The organism is Pusillimonas sp. SM2304, assembly GCF_031628915.1.
Lineage (GTDB): Bacteria > Pseudomonadota > Gammaproteobacteria > Burkholderiales > Burkholderiaceae_B > Pusillimonas_C.
This window is the reverse complement of sequence record NZ_JAVLUJ010000001.1, coordinates 807029-828947: the sequence shown is the minus strand read 5'-3', so window position 1 is coordinate 828947 and position 21919 is coordinate 807029. Positions and strand designations below refer to the sequence as shown.

23 protein-coding genes are annotated in these 21919 nt (G+C 61.8%); 20 read left to right on the top strand and 3 right to left on the bottom strand.

Going from position 1 to position 21919, the window contains the following annotated elements; all coding sequences use genetic code 11:
* From RE432_RS03855 to RE432_RS03760, 20 genes are all read left to right on the top strand, one after another.
* Positions 1 to 123 carry a hypothetical protein gene (locus RE432_RS03855; RefSeq protein ID WP_310931886.1) on the top strand — a complete coding sequence of 41 codons (123 nt, stop codon included), beginning with the start codon at positions 1 to 3 and terminating at the stop codon, positions 121 to 123.
* A 144-nt stretch (positions 124 to 267) separates the two neighbouring features.
* Positions 268 to 1464: a PLP-dependent aminotransferase family protein gene (locus RE432_RS03850; RefSeq protein WP_310931885.1), complete on the top strand. Its 1197-nt coding sequence runs from the start codon at positions 268 to 270 to the stop codon at positions 1462 to 1464.
* A gap of 45 nt (positions 1465 to 1509) precedes the next feature.
* Positions 1510 to 2502 (top strand): 4-hydroxybenzoate octaprenyltransferase, encoded by a 993-nt coding sequence (ubiA, locus tag RE432_RS03845; protein ID WP_409079810.1) that lies wholly within the window; start codon positions 1510 to 1512, stop codon positions 2500 to 2502.
* Between the two features lie 19 nt (positions 2503 to 2521).
* Complete coding sequence (locus RE432_RS03840; RefSeq protein ID WP_310931884.1) at positions 2522 to 3802, top strand: putative Na+/H+ antiporter; 1281 nt, start codon at positions 2522 to 2524, stop codon at positions 3800 to 3802.
* A 126-nt stretch (positions 3803 to 3928) separates the two neighbouring features.
* Positions 3929 to 4249, top strand: a complete 321-nt coding sequence (locus RE432_RS03835; protein ID WP_310931883.1) for an FmdB family zinc ribbon protein — start codon at positions 3929 to 3931, stop codon at positions 4247 to 4249.
* Between the two features lie 19 nt (positions 4250 to 4268).
* Positions 4269 to 4961: a DUF502 domain-containing protein gene (locus RE432_RS03830; RefSeq protein WP_310931882.1), complete on the top strand. Its 693-nt coding sequence runs from the start codon at positions 4269 to 4271 to the stop codon at positions 4959 to 4961.
* 37 nt (positions 4962 to 4998) lie between these two features.
* Positions 4999 to 6789, top strand: coding sequence for an aspartate--tRNA ligase (aspS, locus tag RE432_RS03825; protein ID WP_310931881.1), 1791 nt, complete (start codon positions 4999 to 5001; stop codon positions 6787 to 6789).
* 32 nt (positions 6790 to 6821) lie between these two features.
* Positions 6822 to 7679 carry an endonuclease/exonuclease/phosphatase family protein gene (locus tag RE432_RS03820; RefSeq protein ID WP_310931880.1) on the top strand — a complete coding sequence of 286 codons (858 nt, stop codon included), beginning with the start codon at positions 6822 to 6824 and terminating at the stop codon, positions 7677 to 7679.
* A gap of 2 nt (positions 7680 to 7681) precedes the next feature.
* Entirely contained in the window at positions 7682 to 8551 is an 870-nt protein-coding gene (locus RE432_RS03815) for an alpha/beta hydrolase (protein WP_310931879.1), read from the top strand.
* Positions 8552 to 8581: 30 nt separating this feature from the next.
* The gene (clsB, locus tag RE432_RS03810; RefSeq protein WP_310931878.1) at positions 8582 to 9811 is read left to right on the top strand and encodes a cardiolipin synthase ClsB; all 1230 of its coding nucleotides are present in this window, start codon (positions 8582 to 8584) and stop codon (positions 9809 to 9811) included.
* A 122-nt stretch (positions 9812 to 9933) separates the two neighbouring features.
* A complete protein-coding gene (locus tag RE432_RS03805) occupies positions 9934 to 11040 on the top strand; it encodes an S-(hydroxymethyl)glutathione dehydrogenase/class III alcohol dehydrogenase (RefSeq protein WP_310931877.1) in 1107 nt (368 codons plus the stop codon).
* Entirely contained in the window at positions 11040 to 11912 is an 873-nt protein-coding gene (gene fghA, locus RE432_RS03800; RefSeq protein ID WP_409079809.1) for an S-formylglutathione hydrolase, read from the top strand. The genes RE432_RS03805 and fghA overlap by 1 nt, the downstream gene beginning before the upstream one ends.
* 137 nt (positions 11913 to 12049) lie before the next feature.
* Entirely contained in the window at positions 12050 to 13552 is a 1503-nt protein-coding gene (locus tag RE432_RS03795) for an aldehyde dehydrogenase family protein (protein WP_310931876.1), read from the top strand.
* 50 nt (positions 13553 to 13602) lie between these two features.
* Positions 13603 to 14484, top strand: coding sequence for a transporter (locus RE432_RS03790; RefSeq protein ID WP_310931875.1), 882 nt, complete (start codon positions 13603 to 13605; stop codon positions 14482 to 14484).
* A 31-nt stretch (positions 14485 to 14515) separates the two neighbouring features.
* The gene (locus RE432_RS03785; protein WP_310931874.1) at positions 14516 to 15703 is read left to right on the top strand and encodes an amine dehydrogenase large subunit; all 1188 of its coding nucleotides are present in this window, start codon (positions 14516 to 14518) and stop codon (positions 15701 to 15703) included.
* A complete protein-coding gene (locus tag RE432_RS03780) occupies positions 15703 to 16236 on the top strand; it encodes a MauE/DoxX family redox-associated membrane protein (RefSeq protein ID WP_310931873.1) in 534 nt (177 codons plus the stop codon). The genes RE432_RS03785 and RE432_RS03780 overlap by 1 nt, the downstream gene beginning before the upstream one ends.
* A gap of 9 nt (positions 16237 to 16245) precedes the next feature.
* Positions 16246 to 16884, top strand: coding sequence for a methylamine dehydrogenase accessory protein MauD (gene mauD / locus RE432_RS03775; protein WP_310933019.1), 639 nt, complete (start codon positions 16246 to 16248; stop codon positions 16882 to 16884).
* Positions 16868 to 17386 carry a methylamine dehydrogenase light chain gene (locus RE432_RS03770; protein WP_310931872.1) on the top strand — a complete coding sequence of 173 codons (519 nt, stop codon included), beginning with the start codon at positions 16868 to 16870 and terminating at the stop codon, positions 17384 to 17386. The genes mauD and RE432_RS03770 overlap by 17 nt, the downstream gene beginning before the upstream one ends.
* 8 nt (positions 17387 to 17394) lie before the next feature.
* The gene (locus RE432_RS03765; protein ID WP_310931871.1) at positions 17395 to 17910 is read left to right on the top strand and encodes a cytochrome C; all 516 of its coding nucleotides are present in this window, start codon (positions 17395 to 17397) and stop codon (positions 17908 to 17910) included.
* A gap of 159 nt (positions 17911 to 18069) precedes the next feature.
* Positions 18070 to 19020, top strand: a complete 951-nt coding sequence (locus RE432_RS03760; protein ID WP_409079808.1) for a helix-turn-helix domain-containing protein — start codon at positions 18070 to 18072, stop codon at positions 19018 to 19020.
* A gap of 30 nt (positions 19021 to 19050) precedes the next feature.
* Here RE432_RS03760 and RE432_RS03755 read toward each other — a convergent pair whose 3' ends face one another.
* From RE432_RS03755 to RE432_RS03745, 3 genes are all read right to left on the bottom strand, one after another.
* The gene (locus RE432_RS03755; protein WP_310931869.1) at positions 19051 to 20205 is read right to left on the bottom strand and encodes an ABC transporter substrate-binding protein; all 1155 of its coding nucleotides are present in this window, start codon (positions 20203 to 20205) and stop codon (positions 19051 to 19053) included.
* A gap of 166 nt (positions 20206 to 20371) precedes the next feature.
* On the bottom strand, positions 20372 to 21100 hold the full coding sequence (locus RE432_RS03750; protein WP_310931868.1) for an SDR family oxidoreductase: 729 nt from the start codon (positions 21098 to 21100) through the stop codon (positions 20372 to 20374).
* Positions 21097 to 21897, bottom strand: coding sequence for a cyclase family protein (locus RE432_RS03745; protein WP_310931867.1), 801 nt, complete (start codon positions 21895 to 21897; stop codon positions 21097 to 21099). Before RE432_RS03745 ends, RE432_RS03750 begins: the two co-directional genes overlap by 4 nt.
* Positions 21898 to 21919: the final 22 nt, after the last annotated feature.

Below are 21919 nucleotides of genomic sequence, written 5' to 3'. Positions count from 1 at the left end.
ATGACAACGGGTGAATGGATCGTACTGGGGATTTTCGGGGTCGGGATCGCGTGTTCGATCTCGCTGTTCTGGTGGTTGATCCGCAACGTCAGGCGCGATAGCCGGCGTGATGGCGAAAGCTGAGCCCGAACGCGGCAAGCCCGCCTGTAGCGGCGTGTTCAGGATGCCGCGCCAGCGCGGCCTGGTGGTGGATTGACGCTGATTGCGTTAATCTATAACGTTATTTCTTTTTGCTCTTTACCTTATTACCGGGAATTTTTCAGGATCATGGATTCGTACAGCCTTCCTTATACTTTTTCGCAGCGCGCCCAACAACTTACCAGCTCTACCATCCGCGAGATTCTGAAAGTTACCGAACGTCCTGAAATCATTTCGTTTGCGGGCGGCCTGCCGTCGCCCAAGGGGTTTCCGGTAGACGTCATCAACAACGCCTTTGACCGCGTCCTGCAACAAAGCGGCCCATCGGCGCTGCAGTACGGCCCCACCGAAGGCTACGCGCCCTTGCGCGCCTGGGTGGCCGAAGACCTGAAAAGCAATGGCGCCGATGTCTCGCCCGACGAAGTCCTGATCGTCTCGGGTTCGCAGCAGGCGCTCGATATGCTGGGCAAGCTGTTCATTGACCCGGGCAGCAAGGTGCTGGTCGAGGCGCCCACCTACCTGGGCGCGCTCCAGTCGTTCTCCCTGTTCGAACCCAATTATGTGGCCGTTCCCACCGACGCAGGCGGCCTGATCCCCGAAGCGCTCACCGCCGAGCGCGCCGCGGGCGCCCGTTTTATCTACGCCTTGCCCAACTTCCAGAACCCCACCGGCCTGACCCTGAATCTGGAACGGCGCCAGGCGCTGGTCGAGCGCTGCGCCGCCTTGCAGGTGCCCATTATCGAAGACGACCCCTACGGCGAACTGCGTTATGCCGGCGAACCGCAGCCCGGCCTGCTGGGGCTGGGCCGTCAGGCCGGGGCAACCGTCATCCGGCTGGGCACGTTTTCGAAAGTGCTGGCGCCTGGCCTGCGCTTGGGCTACATCGTTGCCCCCCGGCCGATCGTGGCCAAGCTGGTGCAGATCAAGCAGGCCACCGACCTGCATACGGCCAGCCTTACCCAGATGGCTGTCTACGAAGCCGTCAAAGACGGTTTCCTGGCCACCCATCTGCCCAAGGTGCGCGATCTGTACAAAGAGCAATGCGGCTATATGCTCGACGCCATGGACCAGCATTTTCCGGACACGGTCACCTGGACGCGCCCCGAGGGCGGCATGTTCATCTGGGTGACTTTGCCCGCCCATATCGACGGCACCCAGTTGCTGGCGCGCGCGATTGAACGCAATGTGGCCTTTGTGCCGGGCGCCCCCTTCTATGCGGATCCCAATCCAAAGACCAACACCCTGCGCCTGAGCTTTGTGACCGTTTCCGAAGAGAAAATCCGGGAAGGCATTGCCATCCTGGGACAACTGATCAAAGAAAGCTGATCCCTGGCCCTGAGCCTGCCGCAGGCTCAGGGTCCGCCATTTGCAATGACACCTCCCGCTTCAAACGAATCTCCGCAAGGTCAGGCAGACCGGCACTTTCCCGACAAGGCGCCGGGAACGCCGGACTTGGCCGACATGCGTCCCGATGACTGGGTGGCCCGATGGCTGCCGCCGTCCTGGGGGCCTTACGCCCGGCTTTGCCGGCTGGACCGGCCGGTGGGCACTTGGCTGACGCTCTTGCCCTGCCTGGCGGCCCTGGTGCAGGCGGCCGACGGCTGGCCCACGCTGTTCAGGCTCTTTATTTTCTCGCTGGGCGCGCTGCTGATGCGGGGCATCGGGTGCTGCTTCAACGACATTTTCGACCGCGACATCGACCAGAAGGTCGAACGCACGCGCTTCCGCCCCTTGACCAGCGGGCAATTGAGCCTGAAAAACGCCTTGTGGTTCGTCTTGGCCCAGTTGGCCGTGTGCGCGCTGCTGCTGCTGGCGTTGAACCCCTACAGCCGCTGGCTGGCGGTGGCCTTGCTGCCCATTGTCATCGTCTACCCCCTGTGCAAGCGGTTTACCTACTGGCCGCAAGTGGTGCTGGGCATCGGTTTTAACTGGGGCATGCTGATGGCCTGGTCCGACACGCAAAACACCGTGCCGGCGGCGGCGATCGCCATGTGGCTGGGCGCGGTGCTGTGGCAGGTGGGCTATGACTCCATCTACGCCTATGTCGATGTGCGCGACGACGTCAAGCTTGGCTTGCATTCCACCGCCTTGCGTTTTGCCGACAAGGGGAAAATCTGGATCAGCGGGTTTTATATCGCGACCATTGCCTTGTGGCTGTATGCCGGCGCGGCCATGGAGCTGGACTGGCCCTATTTTGTGGTCATTGCCGCCATCGCCGCACACTTCTTCTGGCAAATGTGCGTGTTCAGCCTGGCCAGGCCGGATCGTAATTTCATGTTGTTTCGCGCCAATATGGCGGTGGGCGTGCTGCTGCTTGTGGCTGCGCTGGCAGGCACCGTCTTGCGGCAATGGATGCCAATTTAATCAATAAAAAGGGTCGGGCATGACCAGCTTTCTGGAATATCTTGCGACCGCGCTGTTTGCGATCGCCATCATCCATACCTTTTCGGTGCCGGTTTTTGCGCGCCTGGCCAATCGCGGCGGCCCGCATGCGGGCTTGTGGCATTTGTTGTCAGAGGTTGAGGCGGTATTTGGGGTCTGGGCGTGCGTGCTGCTGGCCTGCATGGCCCTGTTTTCCGGGGTGGGCGATACGGTCACTTATATCGACACACGCAACTTCACCGAGCCGGCGTTTGTCTTTGCGATTATGGTGGTGGCGGCCAGCCGCCCCATTCTTGAACTGGTCAATATGGCGGTCAAGGCGCTGGCGCGGATATTGCCGATCCGCAATGAGCTGGCCATGTTCTTCGTGATCATGTCCTTTGTGCCCCTGGCGGGCTCCTTCATTACCGAACCGGCCGCCATGACGCTGGCCGCCCTGTTGCTGCGCGACGCCTATTTCGGCCGTCCGGGGCAGGACGGTTTCAAGTACATGACGCTGGGGGTGCTGTTCGTCAATATCTCCATCGGCGGGGTGCTGACGGCATACGCTGCGCCGCCGGTGCTGATGGTGGCGCAAACCTTCAACTGGGATACGGCCTACATGGCGACGCATTTCGGCTGGCGCGCTGCGGTGGCGGTGTGCATCAACGCCGCGGCCTTGACCTTTATCTGCCGTACACACTTGCTGGATGGCAGCATAGGCCGAAATGCGCCGGACGAATCTGCGGCGGTACGTCCGGCAGTGCCGTGGGTGGTGATTGCCATCCACACGCTGTTTCTGGTCGGCGTAGTGCTGTCGGCCCATCATCCCGTTGTTTTCCTTGGTTTTTTGATGCTTTTCATCGGTTACGCCCATGCCTACAAGCGTCATCAGAATCCCCTGCTGATCCGCGAAGGCTTGATGGTCGGGTTCTTCCTGGCCGGATTGGTGGTGCTGGGCGGCCTGCAGAAATGGTGGCTGCAGGACTTGCTGGCCGGTTTGTCGCCCACGGTGCTGTATTGGGGCGCCACGGCGCTGACGGCCGTCACGGACAATGCCGCGCTGACCTACCTGGGTTCACTGGTCGAAGGTACCAGCGAGCAGTGGCGTTATATGCTGGTGGCCGGTGCGGTGACCGGCGGGGGCTTGACGGTCATTGCCAATGCGCCGAATCCAGCGGGTTTTTCGATTCTGAAGGGTTGTTTCCCCGATGGCGCGATTTCTCCGCTGAAGCTGTTGATGGCCGCGGCCATCCCCACCTTGGTGGCGGCAGGCATGTTCATGTTGCCCAAATCGTTCTAAGGCCCGCCAGGGCGGGTATTGCCTGGCAAAACCGGCTAAAATTAGCCGGTTTTGTTGCTGGTCCGCGCGTCCCCGCTCTTGCATAGCGGGCGGTTTCCGGCGTTTTTATTTGCTTGGGATGTTCTCGTGCCTATTTATGCTTACAAATGCAGCGCCTGTGGCCATGCCCAGGATGTCCTGCAGAAGATGTCCGACCCTGTCCTGACGGTTTGCCCCGAATGCGGGGAAAGCACCTATGCAAAGCAGGTGACCGCCGCCGGTTTTCAATTGAAGGGTTCAGGCTGGTATGTGACCGATTTCCGCAATGGCAACAGCAGCGGCGGCGCCAAGCCGGCTTCCTCCGATGCCGCCTCCGGCAGCGCTGGCAACAGTGCGGCTGCGACTACGGCCGCGCCAGCAGCGCCCGCCGCCCCTGCGGCGCCGGCCGCCAGCACGCCCGGCACCTGACCGGGTATCCGGGCACCGCATGCGTTTCTTCAAGCGTTACTTCGTCACCGGCCTGCTGATCTGGATTCCCCTGGTCATCACGGTATGGGTCATTGCCTTGCTGATCAGCACGCTCGAAAGCGTCGTGCCGCCCTTTCTGACATCGCAGTCGCTGTTCGGCTATCAGATTCCCGGCTTTCAGGTCGTCCTGGTGCTGGGAGTGGTATTGTTGACGGGTTTGCTTGGCGCCAACTTCATCGGGCAGACGCTGGTCGACCGCTGGGAGCAACTACTGGGCCGCATACCGCTGGTCCGGTCGATTTATAATTCGGTCAAGCAGGTAAGCGATACGGTGCTGGCCCCCGGCGGCCAGGCCTTTCGCGAGGCCGTCCTGGTCCAGTACCCGCGGCAGGGCGCCTGGACGATTGCATTTCTGACGGGGGCGCCCAGCGGCGAAATTGCCGAGAAGCTGGGGGGCGACTATATCAGCGTCTACGTGCCCACCACGCCCAACCCGACGTCGGGCTTTTTCCTGATGATGCCGCGCGAGGATGTGCAGGTGCTCGACATGAGCGTCGATGCGGCGCTCAAATACATTGTGTCCATGGGGGTCGTGGCGCCTGTTTCCGTCAAAGCGCTCGAGGACGGCCACGAAGCGGTTTCGATGGTCGAGGCCGCGCAACGCATTGACCAGGCCGATGAAACCCATCGCCCCGGAAACGGCCAGCCCTGATTTTTGTTTACAGAATTTTTATACGGAGTAATCCTTGATGCGTACCTGCTATACCGGCGAGGTCAGTAAAGAACAACTTGACCAGACAGTGACTTTGTTTGGCTGGGTCCATCGTCGTCGCGACCATGGCGGCGTGATTTTCATTGACTTGCGCGATCGTGCCGGTTTGGCGCAGATCGTGGTCGATCCCGATAATGTCGAGGCCTTTGCCACCGCCGAGCACATCCGCAACGAGTTCTGCATCCGCGTCACAGGCTTGGTGCGGCTGCGCCCCGAAGGTACCAGCAATCCCGACCTGAAGTCGGGTGAAATCGAGGTGCTGTGCCGCGAAATCGAAGTGCTGAACGCGTCGGTCACGCCGCCCTTCCAGCTGGACGACGACAATCTGTCGGAAACCACGCGCCTGACCCATCGCGTGCTTGATCTGCGCCGGCCGCAAATGCAGCACAATCTGATGCTGCGCTACCGCGTGTCCATCGAAGTGCGCAAGTATCTGGACAACCTGGGCTTCATCGACATCGAAACCCCGATGCTGACCAAGAGCACGCCCGAAGGCGCGCGCGACTACCTGGTGCCTTCACGGGTCAACGACGGCCAGTTTTTTGCCCTACCGCAGTCGCCGCAGTTGTTCAAGCAGCTATTGATGGTCTCGGGTTTCGACCGCTATTACCAGATCACCAAGTGCTTCCGCGACGAGGACTTGCGCGCGGATCGCCAGCCGGAATTCACCCAGATCGATTGCGAAACCTCTTTCCTGAACGAGGCGCAGATCCGTGAAATTTTTGAAGGCATGATCCGGCATGTGTTCGCCAGCGTGCAACAGGTCGAATTGCCGGGCAGCTTCCCCACCATGACGTGGGAAGAAGCCATGCGCCGCTATGGTTCCGACAAACCCGACCTGCGCGTCAAGCTGGAGTTCGTCGATGTCGGCGACCTGATGCAGGACGTCGAGTTCAAGGTGTTTTCGGCGCCCGCCAACGATCCGGCCAGCCGCGTCGTGGCCTTGCGCATTCCCGGCGGCGCCAGCATGCCCCGCAGCGAAATCGACGCCTACACCAAGTTCGTCGCCATTTACGGCGCCAAGGGCCTGGCCTATATCAAGGTCAACGACGCGGCCGCCATACCCGAAGGCCTGCAGTCGCCCATCGTCAAGAACATCAGTGTCGATGCCTTGACCAAAGTCATTGAGCGCACCGGCGCGCAAAGCGGCGACCTGATCTTTTTTGGCGCCGACAAGGCCAAGGTGGTCAACGATGCCATTGGCGCCCTGCGGGTCAAGATCGGCCACAGCGAGTTCGGCAAGCAGAGCGGCCTGTTCGAGGCCGGCTGGATGCCGCTGTGGGTGGTGGATTTCCCCATGTTCGAATACGACGAGGAAGAAGGCCGCTACTTTGCCGCTCATCATCCCTTCACCAGCCCGAAAGACGGCCACGAGGATCTGCTTGAAACCGATCCCGCCAGCGCGCTGGCGAAGGCGTACGACCTGGTGCTCAATGGCTGGGAAGTCGGCGGCGGTTCGGTGCGTATTCATCGCGCCGAGGTCCAGACCAAAGTATTCCAGGCCCTTAATATCGGCGCCGAAGAAGCGCGCGCCAAGTTCGGCTTCCTGCTCGATGCCCTGCAATATGGCGCACCCCCGCACGGCGGCGTGGCCTTCGGGCTGGACCGCCTGGTCACCATGATGGCCGGGGCGGAATCCATTCGCGACGTCATCGCTTTCCCCAAGACGCAACGCGCCCAGTGCTTGCTGACGCAGGCCCCCTCGGCCGTCGACGAGAAGCAATTGCGGGAGCTGCATATCCGCCTGCGCAATACCGAGGTAAAGTAAGCAGCAGGGATATAAGCGCAAGGAGGGTGCGGGTGTCGGTGATCCGGGTCGTCAGTTACAACATTCACAAGGGCCGTTCGGCGACGGGCGGCAGGGAATCGTTGTCCGACTTGCGGCTCGGCTTGTACGGCCTGTCTCCCGACTTGCTTTTCCTGCAAGAGGTGCAGGGCCGCAACGAGCAGCGGTTCAGCCTGGATGCACAGCACGAATCCCTGGCGGCAGCACTGTGCATGCATGCCGCCTATGGCTGCAATGCCGTGCGTCAGCGCACCGATCACGGCAATGCCCTGTTGTCGCGCTACCCCATTCTGCAGCACGAGAACCAGGATATTTCCGATCACAGGCTTGAGCAGCGCGGGCTCTTGCATGCCCTGGTGGAAGTACAGGGCGTGCCGGTGCATTGCCTGGTGGTGCATCTGGGCTTGTTTGCCGGAGGGCGCTCACGCCAGGTGGCTGCCTTGCTCGAGCGCATCAAGCGGATGGTGCCCGAAGGCGAGCCCATGCTGATCGCCGGCGACTTCAACGATTGGAGCAACCGGCTGGCGCCGCTGTTCGTGCAGCAGTTGGGCCTGTACGAGGTGTTCGCCATCGCTCCGCATCAAGATCCCGGCCCCCGCCTGTTGCGCTACTCGGTCGAGCGTTTGCGCAATAGCTTGCGGGGCACGCCGCAAAGCGCGCCGCTGGCCCAGAAAGTGCACGAATTGGGTATTAACGGCGCGGCGCGGATGACCCCCCCGCCCCGCACCTTTCCCGCCGCGTTCCCGTGGCTGCGGCTGGATCGCATCTATCAGCGGGGCTTTGCCGTGCGCAAAGCACGGGTGTTGCAGGGCATACCGTGGAAGCAGATTTCCGACCACGCCCCGCTTTATGCCGAACTGGAGCTGCCTTGATCATGACCGGTCCGGACATCAACCCCATGGGCTATTCCCCCGACGAAATCGACCGGCAATACAACGCCCGCGCTTCCGTTCCCGATTGCCTGCCTTTCCTGCAAGCGTACGCCGACACCAGCAAGCGGGCGCGCGAACAGCTGGGGGGCGAGCTGTCCGTGCCTTATGGCGCGCATCCCGACGAGACACTGGACATTTTTCCGGCTGCGCAAGCAGATGCGCCGGTATTCGTCTTTATCCACGGCGGCTACTGGCGCGCGCTGTCGAAAGACGACTCCTCGTTCATGGCGCCGGCTTTTACCGCGGCGGGCGCCACGGTGGTCGCGGTCAACTATTCGCTGGCGCCCGCCGCGTCGCTCCCCGTCATTGTCGATCAATGCCGCCGCGCCGTTGCGTGGGTGCATAAGCACATCAGCCGCTTTCAGGGCGATCCGGCGCGCATCCACGTCAGCGGCAGTTCCGCCGGGGGCCACCTTGCCGGCATGATGTTGGCCCGCGGATGGCACGATGCGCTGGGCGTGCCTGGCAACGTCGTGCACAGCGCCAGCCCCATCAGCGGGCTGTTCGACCTGCGCCCGCTGCTGAGCACGCACATCAATGCCTGGGCGCACCTGGACCCGCAGTCGGCGCAGGCACTGAGCCCGGTGTTTCACCTGCCGGATCAGGGCTGTCCCCTATTGCTTGCCTGGGGCGAGCACGAGACAGCCGAGTTCAAGCGCCAAAGCCGCCTGTATGCCCAGGCCTGGCAGGCCCGTGGGTATCCCGCCAGCACGCTCGAGGCGCCGGGCGTCAACCACTTCAACATACTGATGGATTTGCGTGATCCCCATTCGGCGCTGAGCCGTTCGATTCTTGGCTTGATGGGTCTGTGAGCCCGTCCGGCCCCGGCAGGGCAGGTGTGTATGGCGCGTAAAGACTTGCGATTGAACTGGCACGAAGGCAATCAGATCGATCTGCTGCAAAACGGTGCGGCCTTTTTCCCCGCCCTGTGCGAAGCCATCGACGCCGCGCAGCGATCCGTGCACCTGGAAACCTATATTTTCAACTTGGACCCGGCGGGCGAGTTGGTGCTGGACCATCTGCGGCAGGCCTGCGAGCGCGGCGTGAAGGTGCGTGTGGTGATAGACGGCTTTGGCAGCCAGGCGCATGCGCAGGACATCGTCCGGCAACTGGCCGGCATGGGCGCGCAGTACCGGGTGTACCGGCCCGAGCCAGCGGGCGTGGGCGCGGTCCGTTTCAATCTGCGGCGCTTGCGGCGGTTGCATCGCAAAGTCACGGTGGTGGATCATGCCGTGGCGTTTGTGGGGGGCATCAACGTCCTGGACGATTACGTCGACGTCCCCGATGATGGCCAGGGGCCCAGGCCGCGTTTTGATTTTGCCGTGCGCCTGCGGGGGCCGATTGTCGACGATGTGGCCCGGGCGCAGCGCGGGCTATGGTTGCGCATGGCCTGGCGCCGGCGCGACGACTGGGCGGCGTTCTATGAGCGCCTGACGCATTTGCGGCAATGGATGCAGTCGCGGCGCAAGAAGGGGCAGCCCGTTTTCACGCCGGGCCGGCGCGCGGCCTTGCTGCTGCGCGACAACATACGGTTTCGCCAGACCATTGAGAATGTGTACTTGGCCACCATGGCGCATGCAAAAGCCGACATCCTGATTGCCAATGCCTATTTTTTCCCGGGCCGCCGATTGCGCAAGGCGCTGGAGGAAGCCGCGCGGCGGGGCGTGCGCGTCAGGCTGCTGCTGCAGGGCCGTTCCGAGTATCCCATGCAATACCGGGCGTGCCGCTATATGTACTGCAAGCTGCTGGACGACGGCATAGAACTGTACGAATACATGGCCAGCTATCTGCACGCCAAGGTCGCCGTGATCGACCAGTGCGCCATGGTGGGGTCGTCCAACCTGGACCCCTTCAGCCTTCTGCTGGCGCGCGAGGCGAACGTGTATGTCCAGGATGCCGGTTTCGCCAGGGACCTGGCCGGGGCGATCGAGACCGAAATCCGCAATAACGCGCAGCCGGTGACCGAAGACAGCCTGCAGCGGCGAAGCTGGCTGGGCCGCTGGGTCGATGCCTTTTCCTATTTCATGCTGCGCGTGGGCGTGGCGCTCACGGGCAAGTCGTCGGAGTACTGACGATGCGCGGAAAAACGGAGTAACGTCGCGCATATCCGGTCCATCATCGTTTTTTTTCGTTTAACATCACAGGTGGCTGCGCCCGCAGGGGCGCCATGGTATGCAAACAGTTAGGAGCAGGTATGAAAACGAAAGCGGCAATTGCCTGGAAGGCGGGCGCACCACTGACGATTGAAGAGGTCGAGCTTGCCGGCCCCAAGGCCGGCGAAGTGCTGGTCGAGATCAAGGCCACGGGTATCTGTCATACCGACTACTACACCTTGTCGGGCGCCGATCCTGAAGGTATTTTTCCGTCTATCCTGGGTCACGAAGGCGCCGGGGTCGTGCTGGAAACCGGTCCTGGCGTCACCTCGCTCAAGGCGGGCGACCACGTCATCCCGCTTTACACGCCCGAGTGCCGCCAGTGCAAATCCTGCCTGTCGCGCAAAACCAATTTGTGCACGGCCATACGCGCGACCCAAGGCAAGGGCCTGATGCCCGACGGCACATCGCGCTTCACGGTGGGCGGCAAGCCGGTGCACCACTACATGGGCACGTCCACCTTCTCCAACCACATCGTGGTCCCCGAGATTGCGCTGGCCAAGATTCGCAACGATGCCCCTTTCGACAAGGTGTGCTACATCGGCTGCGGCGTCACCACGGGCCTGGGGGCGGTGCTGTTTACCGCCAAGGTCGAAGCCGGCGCCAATGTGGTGGTGTTTGGCCTGGGCGGCATCGGCCTGAACGTCATACAAGGCGCCAAGATGGTGGGCGCCGACAAAATCATCGGTGTCGACTTGAACCCGGAACGCGAAGCCATGGCCCGTAAGTTCGGCATGACGCACTTCATCAATCCCAACGAGGTTGAAAATGTGGTCGACCACATCATTGCGCTGACCGACGGGGGCGCCGACTATTCGTTCGAGTGCATCGGCAATACCAAGGTCATGCGCCAGGCGCTGGAATGCTGCCACCGCGGCTGGGGCCAGTCCATCATCATCGGCGTGGCCGAAGCGGGCGCGGAAATCTCCACCAGGCCCTTCCAGCTGGTCACCGGCCGTGAATGGAAAGGCTCGGCGTTCGGCGGCGCGCGCGGCCGGACCGACGTCCCGAAAATCGTCGACTGGTATATGGACGGCAAGATCAACATCGACGACCTGATCACCCACAAGCTCGGGCTCGAGCAGATCAACGACGGTTTCGATCTGATGAAACGCGGCGAATCGATTCGTTCCGTCGTGGTGTACTGATGACGGGCCCCAAGTCACTGGATGATCTGGAGCTGCTCAGCGAACATCGTTGCTTCGATGGCGTCCAGCGCTATTATCAGCACAGCTCCGAAGCCGTTGGGCTGCCCATGCGGTTTTCCGTGTTCATCCCCCAGCAGGCAAGCGAAGGACGCGTGCCGGTCCTGTTCTACCTGGCGGGCCTGACGTGCACGGAAGAAACCTTCATGATCAAGGCGGGCGCCCAGCGCGCCGCCGCCCAGCACGGCCTGATGCTGGTGGCGCCCGATACCAGCCCGCGCGGCGCGCAGATTCCCGGCGAAGACGAAAGCTGGGACTTCGGCACCGGCGCCGGTTTCTACCTGGATGCCACGCAAGAGCCCTGGAGCCGCCATTACCGCATGGAAAGCTACGTGGCCGACGAGCTCTTTGGCATCGCCACCACCCTGTTGCCGGGCCAGGCCGCGTGCGCGGGCATCTTTGGCCATTCCATGGGCGGCCATGGCGCGCTGGTCCTGGCGCAGCGGCATCGCGACAAATTCCAGTCGGTCTCGGCCTTTGCGCCGATCGCGGCGCCTTCGCGCTGCCCCTGGGGTGAAAAAGCATTCACAGGCTATCTGGGGGCCGATCGCCAGGCCTGGGCCGACTACGATGCGACGCTGCTGATGGAAAGATCGCAGAACCCTTTTCCACAGGGTATTTTGATCGACCAGGGCCTGGCGGACGGCTTCCTGGCCGAGCAACTGCACCCCGAAGCCTTCGAGGCCGCCTGCGCGCAGGTCGGGCAGCCGCTGGTGCTGCGCCGGCACAAGGGCTACGACCACGGCTATTACTTCATCTCGACCTTCATGCAGGACCACATCGACTTTCACGCCGAGCGCCTGCGCGGCGGTTGAGTAGGTACTAATACCTACTCGTCGTGATTTCAAGCATGAGGTGCGCAAACTGACATGCCAGGGTGCACGGGTAGACAATACCTGTGCACCCTGCGTTGCTATGCTTCATTTTGATGAAGCCCTCAGGAGCAACGGATATGTCGGTCACCCTGGCACAGAGTCGGCCCGAGCTTGCCGCGATACGCGAGCACATGATTATCGATGGCCAGCCCTGCACGCAGGGCGATGGCGCGACCATCCCCGTTTACGATCCCGCCACAGGCAAGGTCATTGCCCAGCAGATACAGGCCGGGTCCAAGCAGGTCGACCAGGCCGTGCAGGCGGCCCGCAGGGCTTTCGGCCATCCGGCCTGGCGCGACCTGCCCCCGGTTGCGCGCGAGCGTTTGCTGCTGAACCTGGCGGATCTGGTCGAGCAGCACGCAGAGGCCTTGGCCAGGCTGGAGACGCTGAACAACGGCAAGCTGCTGGCGCTTTCGCAAGGGCTGGAGGTGGGCGCGGGCGCGCAGTGGCTGCGCTATATGGCAGGCTGGTCCACCAAGATATCCGGAGAGACGCTGAATGTCTCTATCCCTTTTCCTCCGGGCTTTCATTATCACGCCTATACACGGCCAGAGCCGGTTGGCGTCGTGGCGGCCATCGTGCCCTGGAACTTTCCGCTGCTCATGGCCATATGGAAGATAGCGCCTGCGGTTGCAACCGGCTGCACCGTGGTCCTGAAGCCGGCCGAGGAAACCCCGCTGACCGCAATCCGGCTGGCTGAATTGGCGCTTGAGGCGGGTTTCCCGCCCGGGGTCATCAATGTGATTACAGGCCGTGGCGAGGTGACGGGCGCCGCGCTGGTGGCGCACCCCGGCGTCGACAAGATTGCCTTCACCGGCTCCACCGAGGTGGGCAAGTTGATCGGCCATGCCGCTATGGACGACATGAAGCGTGTGTCGCTGGAGCTGGGGGGCAAGTCGCCGGTTGTGGTGCTGGACGACTGCGATGTCGAACTTGCCGTGCAAGGCGCGGCGAACGCGATCTTTTTCAATCAAGGGCAGGTTTGCACGGCCGGGTCGCGCCTGTATGTCCAGGAAGGCATTTATGACAAGGTCGTATCCGGGCTTGCCGACCTGGCTGCGGGGATGACGCTGGGTTCCGGCTTTGACCCGACCACCCAGATCGGCCCCATGGTGTCGGCCAGGCACCGCAGGCGGGTTCTGGACTATATCGACATCGGCAGGCAGGAAGGCGCGCGCTTGCTGAGCGGCGGGCAGGCGGCGGATGGCGATGGCTATTTTGTGCGGCCAGCGGTATTCGCCGATGTGGACCGCGATGCGCGCATCGCGCGGGAAGAGATCTTCGGGCCGGTGGTGGCCGCGGCCAAGTTTGCCAGTGACGAGCAGGCCATTGCCTTGGCCAACGATACTTGTTTTGGCCTGGGCGCCAGTATATGGAGCAATGACCTGGCGCGGGTCAACCAGATGATTCCCCGCATCAGGGCAGGCACGGTCTGGGTCAATACGCACAACATGCTCGACCCGCACATGCCTTTTGGCGGCTACAAGCAATCAGGCATCGGCAGGGAGCATGGCCGCGCGGCGATTGACATGTATCTGGAAAGCAAGTCGGTCTGCATGGCTTACCCGTCCAGGCATTGACTGCATCATCGTAGCCGACACACAAATTACATAATGGCTAAGGAGACATAATGATGAAAGGAGCATATAGCGGCGCCTGTGCCGTACTGGCCGGCCTGATGTGCCTGGGCCTGTCGGGCGTTGCGCAAGCGGGCGATCCAAGCGCACGCGACTGGATTCCCGCGCCGCCCGGTACGAATGTGATCGCCACGTACTTGGCATCGCTGCACAGCCATGGCTTTTATGATCGGGGGGATCGCATACCCAACGGCCCCAAGGTGGACGTCCAGGCGCTGGTTCTGCGTCCCATGGCCTTTCGCCAGATCGGCAATGTCACGGTCCAGTACGAGTTGATTGCGCCGATGTATCGCACTTCCCTGAAAGTGCCTGGCGTGCCCGACGATCGTATGACCGGTTTTGGGGATGTGCAGGCCGGCGCGGCATTCTGGTTCTATAACAATGAAGAAACCAAGACCTGGTTTGCCTGGGAGCCATTCATTACCTTCCCGATCGGACGCTACGACGGATCCCATGCTGATGTGTCGCCCGGCAAGAACCGATGGACCACCATCCAGGATTTCGCTTTCGTGAAGGGGTTTGGCGAGTCGACGTTTCTTGAGGGCGTGGCCGAATTCGAGTTCTACGGAAACAATGACAACTACTACGGCCAGACGCTGAAGAAATCCCCTTCTATCCGTTTGATGGCACTGGCTTCGACCAATATTTCACCGAATGCTTATGTGGGGCTGCGGTATCGCTATGAAACGGGTGGCCGCGAGAAGGTCAATGGCCAGGTTTATACGCCGCGCCTGAAAAACCATCAGTTGGCCGCAGAAGCCACGTACCAGATTAACGACGCGAACCAGATCCAGCTTCAGTACATTCACGATCTGAAGGTGGAAACCGGACCACGCATGCGGGGTGTGCAGCTGCGTTATGCCTATGCGTTCTGAAATGAATGTTTCAGTCAGGAGACGAAAACACATGACTACTTCTTCCAAAATCCACCCGCTTGCGCTCAGCCTGCTCGCCACCGCGCTTATGCTTGGGCCCGGGTGGGCCACGGCCCAGCAGGCCCCGCTCGAGACGCTGACAGGCGGGCATGTTCTGCCGGCGGATGCTTCGCAACGTATTTATGTAATGGATTCGGTCTTTCAGCATCTGACCGAGAGCCGCCTGAACATCTTTGATGGCGCCACGGGAAAATTCCTGGGCATGGTACCCACCAGTTACAACGGCCATATGCAATTGTCCAAAGACGGCTCTCGCATCTACACCATGACAACCTATCACGAGCGGGTGACACGGGGAAAGCGGACGGATGTGGTCGAGATCTGGGACGCGTCGGCGCTGACCTTCAAAAAGGAAATCATCATTCCTCCAAAAAGGGCGCAAGCACTGAACTATCGCGGCATTTTCCGGCAGACGACCGATGGCAAGTTCATTGTGCTGCAAAATGCCACGCCCGCCACATCGATCACCGTGGTCGATATGGAGCAGGGGAAATTCGCAAGCGAAATCACCGCAACAGCCGGGTGCTGGAGCGTTATCCCCCTGCCCAACAAGCCGCGCAGCTTCATGACGATATGCGGGGACGGCGCATTGCTGTCGATCGATCTGGATGAGCAGGGCAAGGTGGCCAGGCAGCACCGCAGCAAGCCCATGTTCCCGGTACAGGACGACCCTGTTTTCATTGCGCCGGGCTTGGCGGGCGATACCGCCTACTTTGTCTCGTTCTACGGCAACGTCTATACCGCCAGGCTGGGCGGGGACGAGATCACATTCGAGCCGGTGTGGTCCTTGCTGGACGAGGCTGACAAGGCCCAGGGCTGGGTGCCGGGCGGGTACAACGTCATTGATGTGGAACAGGCCAACAAGCGCTTGTATGTATTCATGCATCCCGATGGCAAAGAAGGATCGCACAAGAATCCCGCGGCGGAAATCTGGGTATACGATCTGGAAAGCAAGAAGCGGATAGCGCGCGTGCCGGGGCGCGACGGCCTGTCGATGTCGGTGGCGCAAGGGCCGGCCCCGCGCCTGTTGACGCTGGATGGAGGCAACGTGAACATCTACGATATCAGCGCGGCTGAACCCAAGTACCTGAGAACCATAGAGGGCGCCGGCGAGGCCGCTTTGCAGGTCGAGCCGCAGCCCCAGGCCGGAGGCAAATAATGGATCCCATCCTGATCTATGCGGCGACGGCCAGCCTGGCCGTCATCCTGTTGCTGGGGGCGCTGCAAAAGCTGCGCCACTTCCTGCTGTTCGAGTCCGCCGTATCGGGCTACGCCCTGCTTCCGCCAGGGGGGGTACGCCTCTTTTCCGTGCTGTTTCTGGGCGCCGAATTACTGGCTGGCCTCATGCTGCTGGTTCCGTCCGCACGAATGGCTGGGGCTGTGCTCGCCCTGGCGGTGCTGCTTTGCGCCACCAGCGGCATTGTGATCAACCTGCTGCGCGGGCATCGGGATATTGATTGCGGCTGCGGCGGTTTTTCGCAGAAAGCGGGTGGGCTGTCCGGGTGGCTGGTCGTGCGCAATATGGTGCTGGCCGGCCTGTCCGCCCCGGTGCTGTTGGCCATGCACAGTTCGGGCCGGCCCTTGAGCCTGATGGACGGATTGACGTTTGTGGGCGCTACCCTGGCGGTGCTGGGGCTTTACTTTACGTTCAATCTGCTGATCGATACCCATACCCGATTCCAGGAAATATAAGGAGACATGATGAGTGCGTTAATGATTTCAAATGTTGTGCTGTGGGTGGTCGTACTTTGTCTGGTCTTGCTGGTTCTGGCGCTTTCCCGGCAGATCGGCGTGCTGTACGAAAGGGTGGCGCCCATGGGGGCATTGACCATGGACAGGGGCCCCGGCGTGGGCGAGGCGGCGCCTGAGTTCGAGCTGTCCGACATGCTGGGGAACAAGCAGACCGTGGGCCGCGCCGGCGCCCGCAGCCAACTGCTGTTCTTCCTGTCGCCCACATGCCCTGTGTGCAAGAAGCTGCTGCCTATTCTGAAGTCGGTGGCGGCAACCGAAAGGAAATGGCTGGACATCGTCCTGGCCAGCGATGGCGAAATGCCCGAGCACCTGGCCTTCTACCGCCAGGCGGGACTGGAGCAGTTCCCCTATCTGTTGTCGAATCAGCTGGGGATGCGCTTTCAGATCAGCAAGCTGCCTTATGCCGTGTTGATCGACGACGCCGGCATCATTCGCGCCAAGGGGCTGATCAACTCGCGGGAACAGCTGGAAAGCTTGTTTACGGCAAAAGAGCTGGGCGTGGGGTCGGCGCAAGAGTACCTGGCGGGCAACACGCTGCAGGAAGTGAACGTATCGCGTAAGGAGAACGTCAATGCGCTGGCTGGATAAACTGGGCGAGAACGTCGCCCGCAAGGTGGCCCATACCTCATCGCGCCGCAGTGTGCTGTGCACCCTCGGCAAGGCAATGGTGGCGTCGGCATTCGTCATGCCTGTCCTGCCTGTGGCCCGCGCATCAGGCAAGCCGTCCGATCTTGAAACCGCAAGCGATGAAGCGCTGACGTCCTGCGATTACTGGCGCTATTGCGCGGTAGACGGATTCCTGTGCTCGTGCTGCGGCGGGACGGCCACAACCTGCCCGCCGGGCACAACACCGTCGCCTATCTCGTGGGTGGGTACTTGCCATAACCCCAACGACGGCAAGGACTACCTGGTCAGCTACCATGACTGTTGCGGGAAAACCGCGTGCAACCGGTGCTTGTGCTCGGCACAGACCCGGGAGCGTCCCGGTTACGAGTTCTTCCTGCACAACGACGTTAACTGGTGCATGGCGAACGAGAACTCCACCTTCCACTGCACCACGTCCGTGGTCGTGGGGCTGGCCAAGAACTGAGGCGCGCCATGCGTTGCAGCCAGTGGGTCGCCTTGCTTATGCTCCTGGGCGGGGGGCTGGACGCCGTTGTGGCGGCGCCAGCGTCCGTGCCGGCCGCAGCGGCGCCGGCAGCCTATGCGGAAAGCACGGCGGCTTATAAAGACTACATGCTGCAATGTGCTGGCTGCCATCGCTACGATGGCGCGGGCGTTTCGCAAAGGGCCGTGCCCAGTTTCCGTAACTCGGTCGGCCTGCTGGCCACGCTGCCCGCGGGCCGCGACTACATGATTCGCGTCCCCGGTGCGGCACAGTCCCAGCTGGGCAATGCCGAACTGGCTGCCGTCCTGAACTGGATTGTGGCAACGTATGGGCCCGATCGCGCGGCGTCCGGTTTCAGGCCGTTTACCCCCGCCGAGGTGGGGGCGGCGCGCCCTTATCGTTTCGACGACGTGGCCCCGGTGCGCAGGGCGCTTGATCAACAGCTTGCAGAGCAAGGCCACCAACTGTCACCGTATACCTTTGGCGAAAATACAGACCACCCATGATGTGCCGGCCGCCGGGTCAGCCCGGCGAATAGGATGAGTACAGGTTTTTACTCATATATTCATCCGGGAATTTTAGGTATAAAATTTTTCTGGGCCGGTTTTTATCATCATGGCTCGCCCGGTGTCATGCACGGCCCGATTTTATAAGGCATTAGGCGTATGTCGTCCATGCTGCTACGTACCCCCCGCAAGCGTTACGACAACCAAAATCTTTGGCGCGATGGTGTGTGCGAATATTTTGTGCCGCTCGAAGTCAATCCAAGCCGGGGCGGCCCCTTTATCAATATCGCCGCCAGTGACACACTGGGCTGTTTACAGGTGACCGAGCTGTTGACCTCGGCGCAAAGTGTGTGCCGCACCCGCCGGCTGGCCGACCGCTCCGAAGCCAGCGGCTACAAGGTCACCCTGCAGCTGTCAGGCCGCAGCGAAATCATCCAGGAGCAGCGGGCTGCCATCTTGCAGCCGGGCGACTGGAGCCTGTATGACACGACCCGGCCTTACCAGGTCTCTGTCGACCAGGATGCCCATTTTCTGGTGCTGCAAATATCCACCTCGAATATGTTGGTGTGGCAGCCTTATCTGCAGCGTGCCGTGGCCCGCCCCTACAGCGCGCGCCACGGCAGTGCTCGTATTGCGATGGAAACCCTGCAGCTGGCGCTGACGGAAAGCCCCAGCCTTTCCAGCACAGCCACGCGCCATGTCGCACATTCTGTTCTGGAAATGATCGGGCTGAATATTTTCGAGCAGTCCGGCGCATCGAGCATGTCCGACCTTGACGAGGTCCGGCATGCCCAGTTCCGCAACATCCGGCAGTATATCGATGACAACCTGCACGATCCCGACCTTTCGGTCATGGCCATCGCCAATCGGTTTCGTGTGTCGCGCCGCTATCTGTACAAGCTGTTTTCAGGCCAGAGCATGACGCCGGCCGATTACATCCTGGGGGCGCGCCTTGAGCGTTGCCGCGATCTGCTGGCCGACACGGCCATGACACGCCAGATTAGTGAAATCGCCTATCAGTACGGTTTCTCCGACTCGACGGTATTCAGCCATGCATTCCGGCGCCGCTTCGGGATGTCGCCTTCCGAGTGGCGGCGTCAGGGTAGCTGACCGCCGCCGCGAACAGGCGCCGGCCCGCGCTTACTTCACCAGCCGCCATTGCCCGTCTTTCACGGTAATCAGCTCGCGGCCGCGGTCATCGAAACCGCTGTGGTCTTCGGGGCTCATGTTGTAGACGCCTTGCGTGGCCACCAATTCCTTGGTTTGTTCCAGCGCGTCGCGCAATGCGCTGCGAAACTCCTTGGTGCCGGGCTTGGCCGTTTTGGCGGCTTCAGGAATGGCTTGCTCCAGCAGCAGGCCGGCATCGTACACGTTCGCCCCGAAGGTGGCGGGCTTCTCGCCATACTTTTCGCTGTAGCGGGCGATATAGTCTTCGGCCACTTTCTTCGACGGGTTGGTATCGGCGATTTCAGGCAGGACCAGCATCAGGCTGGCGGCCAGTATGGTGCCTTCAACCTGTTTTCCGCCCAGAGACAGAAAGGCCGGCAGCGCGGCGCCATGGGTTTGGTAGAACTGGCCCTTGTAGCCCTGCTTGACCAGGGTGGTTTCGGGCAGCACGGCGGCCGAGCCCGTGCCGGCGACCAGCACGGCGTCGGGCTTGGCCGACAGGACTTTAAGCGCCTGGCCGGTGACGGAGCTGTCGGAGCGCTGATAGCGTTCCACGGCCACGATCTTGATGTTGTGCTCTTTGGCCAGTTCCGAAAACACTTTCAGCCAGTTCTCGCCGTAGGCGTCGTTCAGCCCGATGAAGCCGGCGGTCTTGATGCCCGACTGGGCCATGTGGCCGACCAGCGCCTTGGCGATGATGTCGTCGTTCTGGGTGGTCTTGAAGACCCATTTCTTTTCGGGCGTCATGGGCAGGACGACAGAGGCCGTGCCAACGGGCGCCAGCATGGGGGTGCCCGATTCGGCGGCGAACTGGATCACGCCCATGGCATTGGGAGAGCCGGACGGGCCGATCAAGGCGTCGACTTTTTCTTCGGTAATGAGCTTCTTGAAGTTGGTGACCGACTGCGTGGGGTCGCTGGCGTCGTCCAGAGAGACATATTCGACGGTCAGGTCGCCGATCTTCCGGGGCAGCAGCGCAACGGTGTTCCGCTGCGGAATGCCGATGAGCGCGGTGGGGCCGGTGGCCGAGGTGACCACACCCACTTTGACCTGGGCGAAGCCAGGGGCGGGGGCCATGCCGACGGCGGCAAACAGGGCGGCGGATAGAGCGAGTTTCTTGAAAGGCATGGGTTTGTCTCCGTGGGGTTTTATGCTGCGTAGTCGTGACGAAGGGGATAAAACGTTTTTTTACTGTTATTCAGGGTGGCAAAACAAAAGATAGTTGATGCTTAAAATAGATATTACGTGCGGCGTTTATTTCTGTAAACAGGCGCTTTCCCGCGATGGGCGGGCTTCATATGGTGACCGAGCTGACGCTGGCGCCCCCGCACACGTATAGGGTCTGGCCGGTCACAAAGCTGTTGGCCGGGTCGGCAAAAAACATCACCGCGCGGGCGACGTCGTCGGCGCGCCCCAGGCGCTGCACGGGTATGCCTTGGGCAATATTGCGTTCGCGCTCGCTGCCTGCCGGAATCACGTCGTAGAACATATCGGTCTGTATGGGGCCGGGCGCGACGACATTGACCGTGATGCCTTTGGGGGCGAGCTCCAGCGACCAGGTGCGGGCCATGCCTATCATGCCCGCCTTGGTCGCGGAGTAGGCCGTGCGGGTGGGCAGCCCCAGGGCGCCGCGGGACGACATCAACACAATCCGGCCGAAGCCCGCGCTTTCCATGCCGGGCAGCGCTGCCTGGACCAGCGAGATCGCGGACCCCAGGTGAATCTGGGTCAAGCCTTGCAGTTCGTCCAGCGAGACATCAGGCAGCAGATTGGGCCAGATGACTCCGGCGTTGTGCACGATATGGCTGACGGCGTGCTGTTTGGCGATTTCATGGCCGGCCTGTGCGGTCGCCTGCGGGTCCAGCAAATCCACCAGCACCGAATGCAGCCGGGCATGGGTGAAGTCCGGCGCGCGCCTGGCCAGTGAAATGACTTCGTAGCCGGCATCCAGCATCTGGCGGCAGATTTCAGCGCCGATGCCGGCGCTGCCGCCGGTGACGATGGCGGTGTAAGGTTTGCTCATGCGCCCTTCCCGTTCGTGTTGGGCGTCAGGGCCAGGACGCGCAAGGGGCTGCCCGAACCGCTGCGTATCTTCAGGGGGGCGGAGAAGATCACGGCCCCCTTGGCGGGGAGCTGGTCCAGATTGGTCATGCATTGCAGCCCGTAGCGGTTGTTGCCGTGCATGAAGTAGTGGCAGGGAAAGGGCGGATCCAGATGCTGGGCCTGCCCGGTGTCCGTGCCCACCGATTCGGTGCCGAAGCCATGTACGTCGCGTTCCTTGATCAGCCAGGGGACGACCTGGGCGTCGGGGCCGGGCGAGTGGGCGCCGTCTTCCTGCATGTTCAGGTAGTCGGTGGGCTTGCTGCGCTTGGACCAATCGGTTCGCATGAATACCCAGGAGCGCGCGGGGATCTTGCCATGCGTGGCCTCCCATTGTTCGACGAAGTCGATGGTCAGCAGGAAGTCGGGGTTCTGGCGCGATTCGCTCGAGCAATCTATGACACAGGCTTCGGCAATAAAGGATTCCAGCGGAATGGTGTCCACGGTGTTGTCGGGCAGGTCTTTGCCGCTGACCCAGTGGGCGGGGGCGTCAAAGTGGGTGCCCGTGTGTTCCGACATGGAAAAGTTGTTCCAGTACCAGGCTGGCCCGCGCTCGTCGTAGCGCGAGATCTCTTCGATGCGAAACGGCCAGGCCTGGCCGAACTCAGGCGGCAGCACGATGGTGGGAAACTCGGGCGTTAGCGTTTCGGTCAGATCTACGATCTTGATCTTGCCGGAAACCAGTTCCGCCATGAATTGTGTCAGTGCCGTGGTCGTCATGGTGTCTCCTGATGGATGGTCG

Excerpts from the sequence above, each read along its gene's own strand:
- aspS (WP_310931881.1), top strand. The coding sequence starts at position 4,999 with ATGCGTACCTGCTATACCGGCGAGGTCAGTAAAGAACAACTTGACCAG.
- ubiA (WP_409079810.1), top strand. The coding sequence starts at position 1,510 with ATGACACCTCCCGCTTCAAACGAATCTCCGCAAGGTCAGGCAGACCGG.
- RE432_RS03765 (WP_310931871.1), top strand. The coding sequence starts at position 17,395 with ATGCGTTGCAGCCAGTGGGTCGCCTTGCTTATGCTCCTGGGCGGGGGG.
- RE432_RS03830 (WP_310931882.1), top strand. The coding sequence starts at position 4,269 with ATGCGTTTCTTCAAGCGTTACTTCGTCACCGGCCTGCTGATCTGGATT.
- mauD (WP_310933019.1), top strand. The coding sequence starts at position 16,246 with ATGAGTGCGTTAATGATTTCAAATGTTGTGCTGTGGGTGGTCGTACTT.
- RE432_RS03790 (WP_310931875.1), top strand. The coding sequence starts at position 13,603 with ATGATGAAAGGAGCATATAGCGGCGCCTGTGCCGTACTGGCCGGCCTG.
- RE432_RS03805 (WP_310931877.1), top strand. The coding sequence starts at position 9,934 with ATGAAAACGAAAGCGGCAATTGCCTGGAAGGCGGGCGCACCACTGACG.
- RE432_RS03745 (WP_310931867.1), bottom strand. The coding sequence starts at position 21,897 with ATGACGACCACGGCACTGACACAATTCATGGCGGAACTGGTTTCCGGC.
- RE432_RS03750 (WP_310931868.1), bottom strand. The coding sequence starts at position 21,100 with ATGAGCAAACCTTACACCGCCATCGTCACCGGCGGCAGCGCCGGCATC.
- RE432_RS03855 (WP_310931886.1), top strand. The coding sequence starts at position 1 with ATGACAACGGGTGAATGGATCGTACTGGGGATTTTCGGGGTCGGGATC.
- RE432_RS03770 (WP_310931872.1), top strand. The coding sequence starts at position 16,868 with ATGCGCTGGCTGGATAAACTGGGCGAGAACGTCGCCCGCAAGGTGGCC.
- clsB (WP_310931878.1), top strand. The coding sequence starts at position 8,582 with ATGGCGCGTAAAGACTTGCGATTGAACTGGCACGAAGGCAATCAGATC.
- RE432_RS03760 (WP_409079808.1), top strand. The coding sequence starts at position 18,070 with ATGTCGTCCATGCTGCTACGTACCCCCCGCAAGCGTTACGACAACCAA.
- RE432_RS03785 (WP_310931874.1), top strand. The coding sequence starts at position 14,516 with ATGACTACTTCTTCCAAAATCCACCCGCTTGCGCTCAGCCTGCTCGCC.
- RE432_RS03780 (WP_310931873.1), top strand. The coding sequence starts at position 15,703 with ATGGATCCCATCCTGATCTATGCGGCGACGGCCAGCCTGGCCGTCATC.
- RE432_RS03850 (WP_310931885.1), top strand. The coding sequence starts at position 268 with ATGGATTCGTACAGCCTTCCTTATACTTTTTCGCAGCGCGCCCAACAA.
- fghA (WP_409079809.1), top strand. The coding sequence starts at position 11,040 with ATGACGGGCCCCAAGTCACTGGATGATCTGGAGCTGCTCAGCGAACAT.
- RE432_RS03795 (WP_310931876.1), top strand. The coding sequence starts at position 12,050 with ATGTCGGTCACCCTGGCACAGAGTCGGCCCGAGCTTGCCGCGATACGC.
- RE432_RS03840 (WP_310931884.1), top strand. The coding sequence starts at position 2,522 with ATGACCAGCTTTCTGGAATATCTTGCGACCGCGCTGTTTGCGATCGCC.
- RE432_RS03755 (WP_310931869.1), bottom strand. The coding sequence starts at position 20,205 with ATGCCTTTCAAGAAACTCGCTCTATCCGCCGCCCTGTTTGCCGCCGTC.
- RE432_RS03815 (WP_310931879.1), top strand. The coding sequence starts at position 7,682 with ATGACCGGTCCGGACATCAACCCCATGGGCTATTCCCCCGACGAAATC.